10 protein-coding genes and 1 tRNA gene are annotated in these 9746 nt (G+C 39.4%); 9 read left to right on the forward strand and 2 right to left on the reverse strand.

From position 1 onward, the window contains the following. The first annotated feature begins 35 nt into the window (after positions 1 to 35). The 6 genes from GJU39_RS16880 (at position 36) to GJU39_RS16905 (ending at position 5741) form a co-directional block, all read left to right on the forward strand. On the forward strand, positions 36 to 1538 hold the full coding sequence (locus GJU39_RS16880; RefSeq protein ID WP_154282177.1) for a GH3 auxin-responsive promoter family protein: 1503 nt from the start codon (positions 36 to 38) through the stop codon (positions 1536 to 1538). Between the two features lie 269 nt (positions 1539 to 1807). Then, positions 1808 to 2968: a 1-deoxy-D-xylulose-5-phosphate reductoisomerase gene (locus GJU39_RS16885; protein ID WP_154282178.1), complete on the forward strand. Its 1161-nt coding sequence runs from the start codon at positions 1808 to 1810 to the stop codon at positions 2966 to 2968. A gap of 30 nt (positions 2969 to 2998) precedes the next feature. Continuing rightward, positions 2999 to 4387 (forward strand): RIP metalloprotease RseP, encoded by a 1389-nt coding sequence (rseP, locus tag GJU39_RS16890; RefSeq protein WP_154282179.1) that lies wholly within the window; start codon positions 2999 to 3001, stop codon positions 4385 to 4387. An 83-nt stretch (positions 4388 to 4470) separates the two neighbouring features. Next, entirely contained in the window at positions 4471 to 5007 is a 537-nt protein-coding gene (gene hscB, locus GJU39_RS16895; RefSeq protein WP_154282180.1) for a Fe-S protein assembly co-chaperone HscB, read from the forward strand. Between the two features lie 255 nt (positions 5008 to 5262). After that, positions 5263 to 5571: a DUF3817 domain-containing protein gene (locus tag GJU39_RS16900; RefSeq protein WP_154282181.1), complete on the forward strand. Its 309-nt coding sequence runs from the start codon at positions 5263 to 5265 to the stop codon at positions 5569 to 5571. A 90-nt stretch (positions 5572 to 5661) separates the two neighbouring features. Next, positions 5662 to 5741, forward strand: a tRNA-Leu gene (locus GJU39_RS16905). Here GJU39_RS16905 and GJU39_RS16910 read toward each other — a convergent pair. Both GJU39_RS16910 and GJU39_RS16915 read right to left on the reverse strand, forming a co-directional pair. Further along, positions 5695 to 7281 (reverse strand): recombinase family protein, encoded by a 1587-nt coding sequence (locus tag GJU39_RS16910; protein WP_154282188.1) that lies wholly within the window; start codon positions 7279 to 7281, stop codon positions 5695 to 5697. The two genes, GJU39_RS16905 and GJU39_RS16910, sit on opposite strands and share 47 nt — an antisense overlap. 33 nt (positions 7282 to 7314) lie before the next feature. Beyond that, on the reverse strand, positions 7315 to 7506 hold the full coding sequence (locus GJU39_RS16915) for a hypothetical protein (RefSeq protein WP_154282182.1): 192 nt from the start codon (positions 7504 to 7506) through the stop codon (positions 7315 to 7317). Between the two features lie 110 nt (positions 7507 to 7616). On the opposite strand from GJU39_RS16915, the gene GJU39_RS16920 reads away from it, so the two are divergent. From GJU39_RS16920 to mobC, 3 genes are all read left to right on the forward strand, one after another. Next, positions 7617 to 8018, forward strand: a complete 402-nt coding sequence (locus tag GJU39_RS16920; protein ID WP_154282183.1) for a hypothetical protein — start codon at positions 7617 to 7619, stop codon at positions 8016 to 8018. A gap of 52 nt (positions 8019 to 8070) precedes the next feature. Beyond that, positions 8071 to 8889 (forward strand): TIR domain-containing protein, encoded by an 819-nt coding sequence (locus GJU39_RS16925; protein ID WP_209437666.1) that lies wholly within the window; start codon positions 8071 to 8073, stop codon positions 8887 to 8889. A gap of 474 nt (positions 8890 to 9363) precedes the next feature. Then, positions 9364 to 9723, forward strand: a complete 360-nt coding sequence (gene mobC / locus GJU39_RS16935; RefSeq protein WP_154282186.1) for a plasmid mobilization relaxosome protein MobC — start codon at positions 9364 to 9366, stop codon at positions 9721 to 9723. The last annotated feature ends 23 nt before the right edge of the window (positions 9724 to 9746 follow it).

Consider the following 9746-nt stretch of genomic DNA (forward strand, 5'->3'; position numbering starts at 1 on the left):
ATTCATTCTATAATTCAAAATTTAGTCATTTAGATATGGGATTCAAGGCAGCACTAAGTAAACCCTTTGCAGCATTTGCAGTTTGGCAAATCAACAAATGGAAGAAGAATGCCGTTGCCGCCCAACAGAAAATTCTTCAAAATCTGATCGCCCAGGCAAAACATACCGCATTTGGGAAAGACCATCAGTTCTCTGAAATTAAAAACTACAGCGATTTTAAGAAAAATGTTCCCGTTCAGGATTATGAAGGATTAAAGCCTTATGTAGATCGTGTAGTAGCCGGCGAAGCTGATGTACTTTGGAAAGGCAAACCACTTTATTTTGCCAAAACTTCGGGCACTACCTCTGGTGTAAAATATATTCCGCTTTCAAAAGAGTCTATGCCTGAGCACATTAAAGCTGCCCGTAATGCGATTCTTACCTACATTAACGAAACAGGTAAAGCTGATTTTGTGAATGGAAAGATGATTTTTTTGCAGGGAAGTCCTGTGCTGAGCGTAAAAAATGGCATTAATATAGGTCGTTTGTCTGGTATTGTAGCCCATCACGTGCCTGCATATTTACAGAAAAACCGCTTGCCATCTTATGAAACCAATATTATCGAAGATTGGGAAGAAAAGGTGGACGCAATTGTAGGGGAAACTTTGCATGAAGACATGAGCCTCATTTCAGGAATTCCACCCTGGGTACAAATGTATTTCGACAAGCTTTCTGAAAAGACAAATGGAAAGAAAATTGGCGGGATTTTTAAAAATTTTAGTTTGTTTATCTATGGAGGTGTAAATTTTGAACCTTACCGGGCTAAAATCGAACAAAGCATTGGCAGGAAAATTGATTCGATTGAAACCTATCCGGCGTCTGAGGGGTTTATTGCTTACCAGGATTCACAACGTAATAAAGGTTTGTTGTTGCTGGCTGATGCGGGGATCTTTTACGAGTTCATTCCGGCGGATGAATATCATAATGAAAACCCAACCAGATTATCACTCGGAGAGGTAGAATTAGATATTAACTATGCATTGGTTTTAAACACCAACGCAGGTTTATGGGGCTATAGCATTGGCGATACGGTGAAATTTGTTTCCAGAGATCCATACAAGATCGTGGTAACCGGACGAATAAAACATTTTATCTCTGCATTTGGAGAACACGTAATTGGCGAAGAGGTAGAACAGGCTTTGTTAAGTGTGGCGAATGAGGAAAAGATAGAAATTACGGAATTTACCGTTGCGCCACAGGTAAATCCTGCAGACAGTTTGTTGCCTTACCACGAATGGTTCGTAGAGTTCTCTACGTTACCTGAAGACTTAGCTGCATTTAGTCAAAAGGTGGATGAGGCCTTACAGAAGAAAAATATTTATTACTTTGATTTAATAGAAGGAAACATCCTTCAGCCATTAATTATACGTACGTTGCAAAAAGATGCCTTTGTAAATTACATGAAAAGTGAAGGAAAATTAGGCGGACAGAATAAAGTGCCACGGCTAAGCAATGACCGAAAGCTGGCGGATGGGTTGGAACGGTATATCGTTCACTAATTCGTCATTGCGAGGAGGCACGACGCGGCAATCTCATTAAGGTTGTCCTGGCCGGACGGGCTTTTTTCTTTTTGATGTCAAAAAGAAACAAAAAACACCGGCTGAAAATTTTTGTATTAAAGTTTCTGCATGGGCTTAAATTGTGCATTCCCAAAAATTTGTTAGGCCGGATTAAAGCTGAACGAAGAAACATTGCTTAGGCCTAGCTGGGCGGAATGCAATATTATAATAAATGATGTCTATAAGAATTGGACAAAAAAGAATTAAATTTGAAAAACATAACCATACTAGGTTCTACAGGAAGCATCGGAACTCAGGCCCTTGAAGTTGTTCGGGATAACCCTGATGTTTTCAACATAACTGTTTTATCTGCATTAAAAAACTCGGAACTGCTGATTCAGCAGGCCAGGGAATTTAAACCTGAACTCGTAGTGATCTGCGATGAAAGTCAGTATCTGTACGTAAAAGAATCATTATCATCTTTACCAATAGAGGTATTGGCCGGGGAAGCTACGCTTTCTGAAGTCGCCGCCTATCCAAAAAGTGATATAGTGTTAACGGCATTAATGGGTTCGGTAGGGTTAAAACCTACGGTAGCGGCGATTAAAGCTGGAAAAAATATTGCGCTGGCAAACAAAGAAACTTTGGTTGTTGCCGGAGCATACATTACGGCTTTAGCTGCTGAACATCAGGTAAAAATTCTTCCAGTTGATTCTGAGCACTCGGCTATTTTTCAATGTTTGGCAGGAGAGGAGCAAAATGAAATTGAAAAAATTTACCTCACTGCATCAGGTGGCCCTTTTTTAGGTAAAGAAAAAGACTTTCTTGCTACTGTAAAAAAAGAACAAGCTTTAAAGCACCCAAATTGGGTAATGGGCGCTAAAATAACGATCGATTCTGCAAGTTTAATGAACAAAGGCCTGGAAGTAATTGAGGCAAAATGGTTATTTAACCTCGATGTAGATCAGATCGACGTGATTGTGCATCCGCAGTCGGTTATTCATTCCATCGTTCAATTTACCGATGGTTCTATGAAGGCCCAGATGGGCGTTCCGGATATGAAATTGCCCATTCAGTATGCAATAAATTATCCCGACAGGCTAAAAAACAATTTTAAACGTTTTAATTTTCTGGATTATCCAAATTTCAGTTTTCAAAAAGCTGATCTGGAAACATTCAGAAATCTGGATCTGGCTTTTAAAGCGTTGAGAAAGGGAGGAAACATGCCTTGTATTTTGAATGCGGCAAATGAAATTGTTGTTGAAGCATTTCTGAAAGATAGAATCGGTTTCCTGCAAATGAGCGACGTTATTGAGCAGTGTATGGCAGAAATTACCTTTGTTGATCAACCACAATTGACCGATTATTTAGAAACTGACAAACATAGCCGTATCTTAGCCGGCGAATTAGTAACAAAAAGTAGCATTTAACATCTAATATAAAAATATTTAGTAGAGCATATGAATGGATTGATTATGGCGGGGCAACTGCTGCTCGGATTGTCTTTATTGGTAATATTACACGAATTAGGGCATTTTCTGGCAGCCAGGGCATTTGGTATTAAAGTGGAAAAGTTTTATTTATTTTTTGACGCATGGGGTTTTAAACTCTTTAGTTTCAAAAGAGGAGATGTAGAATATGGCGTTGGATGGTTACCGCTTGGTGGCTACGTAAAAATTGCCGGAATGATTGATGAGAGCATGGATACCGAGCAGATGTCTCAACCCGCTCAACCCTGGGAATTTCGTTCTAAGCCAGCCTGGCAGCGTTTAATTGTAATGCTTGGCGGTATTATTGTAAATGTAATTGTGGGTATTTTCATTTTTTGGATGCTCACTTTCAATGTTGGGAAAAGCTATACCGTAAACGAAAAATTAACTGATGGAATCTCAGTAGGTACGCTTGGTAAAGAAATCGGATTAAAAAATGGTGATAGAATTCTGGCCATTAATGGTAATAAATTGATTCGCTTTGAAGATGCTATTTCGAGCAAAGTACTGTTCGACGGTGCACAACTTACCATTTTAAGGGGGAGCCAGACTTTATACGTTTCTGTTCCGGATACGATTTTAAATAAATTATCTAAAAACGATAAGGAGAATTTTATTAGTCCGCGTTACCGAATGGCAAGTGTGGCAACGGTGCTTTCACCTGATGAAAAAGCTGATCAGCAGTCATTCTTAGATAAGATTTTCGGACGTAAGTTTGTGAAGCCGGTTTACCCGGCTTATTCAGCAGGCATTAAAGCCGGTGATAGTATTTTAGCCGTAAACGGAAAGGCCATTACATTCTTTGACCAGTTTAAAGATGAAGTGTCTGCCCATAAAAATAAACAGATTTCTATTCAGGCTTTGCGTAAAGGCAAGCCAGTTGATTTTAATTTGAAAGTGGGACCAGAAGGAACCATCGGTATTGCACCTAATTTCATTTTTCCGGAAACGGCGCATGTAGATTTTGGTTTTGCAGAGTCGCTGCCGGTTGGCGCAGGGATGGCCTGGAGTACGTTCGTAGATAATGCGAAGGGTATTGGTAAAATGATTACCGGCAAGCTGAGTGCACGAAATATCAGTAGTCCGATAGGGATTGCGAAAGTTTACGGAAGTACTTTTGATTGGGTAAAATTCTGGACCTTAACCGGTTTAATTTCCATGGCACTGGCCTTTATGAATTTATTGCCAATTCCGGGACTGGACGGAGGCCACGTGGTGTTTTTATTGATTGAGATGGTACAACGGAAGCCTGTAAGCGAAAAAGTATTGGAAAAGGCTCAGGTTGTTGGCTTTGTCATCCTGATTTGTTTAATGGTGTTTGCTTTCGGTAATGATATATTAAAATCTTTCGGTAAGTAAAATCAAATTTATATTATTGCCGCAGTTGCGCAGATTTGAATAATCAATCTGAACAACTGCGGCTTTTTAATTTAATACCCACCATGAGCGAAGCACAAAAACAACCAGATTATTTTGAGTTTTACGAGTTACCTGTTCAGTTTAATCCTGATCAGAATATCGTGAAATCTAAATTTTACGCTTTCAGTAAGAAGTTTCACCCGGATTTTTATGCCAATGAAAGCGAAGAGAAACAACAAGAAGTGCTGGAATTATCTACCTTGAATAATAAGGCCTATCAAATCCTAAGCAATGCCGGGAAGCGTTTGAAATATGTATTGGAACTGAAAGGCATCGTTGCAACAGATGAAGGTTATCAATTGCCTCAGGCTTTTTTGATGGAGATGATGGATGTTAATGAGGCTTTGATGGATTTGGAATTCGATCCGGATGCTGAAAAACTAAGACAGGTTGCTGAGGAGGTAGGTGCCATAGAAAAACAACTGACTAATGAACTCGAAGAATTGATTAACCGGTTTGATGTAAATCCAGAATCATCTGAAGAATTGTTCCCAGCGATAAAAGATATTTTTTACCGTCAGAAATACGTGGCGAGATTGAAGGAAAAGCTTGTGGGGTAGAGTTGAAGGGGCAAAGCTGAAAGGCTAAAGCGAAGGGTTGAAACGATAAACGATAAACGACCAACGAGCAACGATAAACGAGCAATGACAAACGATAAACGAGCAACGACCAACGGTCCAGAAACTAAAGCGAATGGCTAAAACAATAAACGAGCAACAGTAAACGAAACTCACACAAAACACTGCAATGTCAAATCATTTATTACTTTTTGATTCTGAGACACTTTGATTTACTTTCGGAAAAAAAGAAGTTTCATGAGTTCACTATCTATTTTCCGTAAAGTTGCCGTTGCTGAGGGAATCTCCTACCTGCTGTTATTATTTGTAGCTATGCCTTTAAAATACTGGGCTAATTTGCCATTGTATGTGAAGTATACCGGGTGGGCTCATGGTTTATTGTTTGTGCTATATGGTGCGACTTTAGTTATGGCCTGGCAAGAGCAAAAGTGGAAATTTGGTAAGGCAGTGTTAATTTTTCTAGCTTCATTATTGCCATTTGCACCTTTTCTTGTTGATCGAAGACTAAAAGACGAACGGCCTGGAACTGTAAACAGCAGTTTGTAAGCAGGTTATAGAATATTTTAAATGAAAGTAAAAATATTCTTGTGATTTACGCATTCATTTTTTACATTTGCAACCCCGCACAATAAGAATGCCCAGTTGGCGGAATTGGTAGACGCGCTGGTCTCAAACACCTGTGGGAAACCGTGCCGGTTCGACTCCGGCACTGGGTACAAAGCCGTGATCACTACGAATTTTCGTTCTGACACGGCTTTTTTTATTGCCTAATTTGCTGTTTATCAGATAAATAAGTTGCGCTGCTTCGTTCACTTTTCTGGTTCGATGTACCTGTCCGTCAAAACTCCATTTTTCGGTAAAGATCGAACCGATCATATCCCTCTGCCTCCGAATATCTGCGTTTAAATACAATAGATCAAGCTTTTTAAGGTTTTCTATTGCTTTATACACAACTTTATCAATATCAATTGTCGCAGCACTATTCGCAAGGAAATCGTTCAACTTTACTTCCAGTCTGGCAATTTTTTCCTCCGCTTCACTTTTAATTAATTTATAATCAGACCCACTAATATCGTCGGTCAGCAAAAGTTCCCTGGCTTTAGTAATACGGTTGTTGTTTTCCGTGATCTCAGTTATAAACTTCTTACGTTCGTTTCTCAAATATCCTGTTCCACCTTGATACAAATCCAATATTACTTCTGTATACAATTCGGCCATGCCTGGCTTTGGAATAAATTCACGCAGTTTGTCTACAAAAGCCATATTGACCGGCTCTGCCTTATAACGCACACCGCAAGATGGCTGACAATGATAGTAATGATAATAATTATTCCTTCCCTTAGACGCGCTGCCGGTCAGTAAACGGGTACAACGATTACAGTTTAGAAAACCTCTTAACGGCAATTTATCGGGCGTAACAACCAGCACTCCATGAGAACTATTGATGCCAATGTCCCTCACCCTGCCGTCCATTACTTCTTGTGCTTTGTAAAACAATGCTTCTGATATCAGCGGCTCGTGTAAACCTTGTACCATCTGTTCATCTTCATTCTTATAAGCAGCTACTAAAACTTTTCCGCAATATCCCACATTCCTTAAAGCCGTTCTGAAACTGGTTGCACTACATTTCAAGCCCCGGTGAACTGCCATTTTCCAAATTTCCTGGGTAGTGAATACGCCTTCAGCAATCTGCTCAAAAGCCCAACGCATATGGGAAGCTTCCGGTTCATCTATTGCTACGTATTTTGTTCCATTCTCCCTTGTTCTATTAATATATCCAGGTGGCGCAACGCCTAACCAGCGACCTTCTTTTCTCGCCTGGCGCATACCATGCTTGACGTTCAGGGCCCTACGGTCATTTTCAATCTCCGGTGTGGTCAGATAAACAGCCAACATCATCTTGTTTTCCGGCACGTTCATATCAAGTGGCTGTTCAATAGCCTGCGGTTCTACACCTATCTTTCGTAGGGTACTTATCATTTGGTAGGCATCACTGGCATTCCGGCTGAACCTGTCCCATTTGGTAAATAATACGAGATCGGTTTTACCCTTTGATTTCTTCAGCTCGCGAAGCAAATTCTTCCATTCCGGTCGTTCAAATGTTTTCGCTGAATGATCTTCAAAAATGATCTTTCTAACTTTGATAGTATTGATTTCACAGTACTTTAATAGTACGTCTTCCTGTAGCCGCTGGGAGTATCCTTTATCGGCCTGCTCGTCAGTACTTACCCTTATATATAAATCAGCTATCCTCATGATAAATTGTTAATTATAATAAAGCAATCAAAGTTATTTAGCATTTTGTTTAAATCTGATTTCCAGTGCTTTAAGTTCTGTATCTATGGCTAATTTACCGAATTTATACATAAAATCCAAAATTAATTTTGCCTCTTCAAGGCTAACTTTTGTACCATGTTTTTCCAGTATTTCTACTGCTTTAGTGGGTGTTACGTTACGTTTTTGGGAATAGATTATTTCCATGCTTCCTGTTGTTTAGATCACAATATTGCCCACTCTTCAAGTCGGGCGTGGACAACTTGCCTAAAATAAAAGCTGCTTAATTTTTATATTGCAGCTTAAAATAGAAACCAATGGAAGCAATGGAATATGAATATTTAATGAGAAGCGTGTATCAATGTGGCAGAGGTGGTGCGCCTGGTGCGGACGCTGATTATTACAGAAAGATGGAGCATGCCGAAAGAGCCTACAAGTTAGATGTAGAAAACATCAAAAATCGTGTAATGCGCATTAGCACAAAACCTATTGAAGACCTTAAATACGAATACGAAATCGAATGTAATTCTATTTGGCTATACGTGTCAAAGGCCATAAGTAAAGCTACCGAGACTTTTCGTCACAAATTTTCGGACGCTGAAATCTCGGAATTAAGAAGTTTAACAAAAAGGCCAACTAAACTGAATAAAGAAACAATTGATAAAACTATCGACATAGCAAGTGAGGTTTTCATTAAACATGAAATCCAGCCTCAGTAATTGACTGGAAACGTAGATGTATATTGCAGAAATTAGGAATAATATATTTTATATGAAGGCTCAGCAAAAGCACTATATCGATCAGATAGAAGAGTTTAAGGGATTAGTTATACAGTATTATAATAATCCGACATTAGATATCAGAACTAAGATTAGCAAGGGGATTTTGAATATTCAAAAAATCGTACGTAATGCTGGAACCGAAAAACGTGTAACGATCTCTCCTCCGCCAATGGTAGGCGGTTACCAATTGTCTAATGCAAATCCATTTGATTTAATATTTGATGCCCCTTACGGAATGGATATGACAACCGTTATTATTGATATCCTCGACTCAACTGTTGGTGTAATTGAGCATAACAAAGATTTTAATGTTACCAATCCTAAAAAACAAACAGCAAAGAAATTACCTGGTAAATCTAATTCTAAAAAAATATTTTTAGTTCACGGTCATGACAATGAATTGAAGGAGAAAACGGCACGCTTTCTTGAGAAGTTAGGATTGGAACCTATTATTTTGCACGAACAATCAAATCAAGGCAAGACAATAATTGAAAAATTTGAGGCAAATTCTGATGTTGCTTACGCAATAGTGCTATTAAGTCCGGATGATGTAGGCCGCTCAATCAAAGATAATTCTGAAAAGCAAAATTTTAGAGCACGTCAGAATGTTATTTTCGAGTTGGGATATTTCATTGGCAAACTTGGAAGGCAAAGTGTATGCGGTCTTTTAAAGGGAGCCATTGAAACCCCTTCTGACTATGATGGCATATTATATATTCAATATGATGAAGCAGACGGCTGGAAATTACTTTTAGCTAAAGAGATGAAGAATGCAGGATTAAGCGTAAACTTAAATAATGCTATATAGCTCAAATTATTGTGTGGATCAAACTTTATGTTAGGCAACTTGCCTAATCCCTTACACTCACCTTTCCACTTTTGACTATCAATTCAGATAGTCATGAGAAATGCAAAGACAATAACCGACCTTAAAGGTCGCAAATTCAACGGCACATTGCTGCCGAAAATCAAGCGCATCCGCCAGGAGCCCCAGCATAAAATCCGCCAGCTGTTAAGAAGTTTCGTGCCACTGGAAACTATCCGAGCAAACGAAAAACCGGTTAGCCGATCCGCTAATTTCGGCAACGCTTTATAAAGCGAATCCATAACATTTATTCATCACATCACCAAAGTTCAGGACACCTTCCCGAAGGAGCTTTCTTTAGCCCGCGTGGTCTAAGCAAAGATGTACTTTTGCATGCGCAAAAGAATCTTTGCTGGCCTTGAGGCCAGGGGATTTGCTCGGAACTCGCAAATCCTGAACTTTCAAAAAGTGTAGCTTATGACACGAAAGAAAGTGAACGACCCCGAAGATCTGCTCAGCCGGAACCTCATCATCCGGGTTACTGAAAATACTTATAACCAGTTGGAAGAACTACGAAAAGACAGCAAAAATCTTTCCATCGCAGCAGTAGCCAGAAAGATCCTGTCCGGCCAAAAAATCAACCTTTACCACCACGACGTTTCCTTAAATCCTGTCATGGAAGAACTGGCCCTGATCCGAAAGGAACTTAAAGCGATTGGTGTCAATATTAACCAGATCACACGCAGCTTCAACCAGGACAGAACCGGAACAAGCCGGGCCTACTGGAATTGCAATAGTATACTAGAGGTTTTTTTATTGTCAGATTATTTTTTTTGAGAAGCATTACTTTAGATTCCGCT

Origin of the sequence: Pedobacter petrophilus, assembly GCF_009674725.1 — a bacterium.
GTDB lineage: Bacteria > Bacteroidota > Bacteroidia > Sphingobacteriales > Sphingobacteriaceae > Pedobacter > Pedobacter petrophilus.

Coding starts and splice junctions, on each gene's coding strand:
- GJU39_RS16910 (WP_154282188.1), bottom strand. CDS start 7,281: ATGAGGATAGCTGATTTATATATAAGGGTAAGTACTGACGAGCAGGCC.
- GJU39_RS16880 (WP_154282177.1), top strand. CDS start 36: ATGGGATTCAAGGCAGCACTAAGTAAACCCTTTGCAGCATTTGCAGTT.
- hscB (WP_154282180.1), top strand. CDS start 4,471: ATGAGCGAAGCACAAAAACAACCAGATTATTTTGAGTTTTACGAGTTA.
- GJU39_RS16915 (WP_154282182.1), bottom strand. CDS start 7,506: ATGGAAATAATCTATTCCCAAAAACGTAACGTAACACCCACTAAAGCA.
- GJU39_RS16925 (WP_209437666.1), top strand. CDS start 8,071: ATGAAGGCTCAGCAAAAGCACTATATCGATCAGATAGAAGAGTTTAAG.
- GJU39_RS16900 (WP_154282181.1), top strand. CDS start 5,263: ATGAGTTCACTATCTATTTTCCGTAAAGTTGCCGTTGCTGAGGGAATC.
- rseP (WP_154282179.1), top strand. CDS start 2,999: ATGAATGGATTGATTATGGCGGGGCAACTGCTGCTCGGATTGTCTTTA.
- mobC (WP_154282186.1), top strand. CDS start 9,364: ATGACACGAAAGAAAGTGAACGACCCCGAAGATCTGCTCAGCCGGAAC.
- GJU39_RS16920 (WP_154282183.1), top strand. CDS start 7,617: ATGGAAGCAATGGAATATGAATATTTAATGAGAAGCGTGTATCAATGT.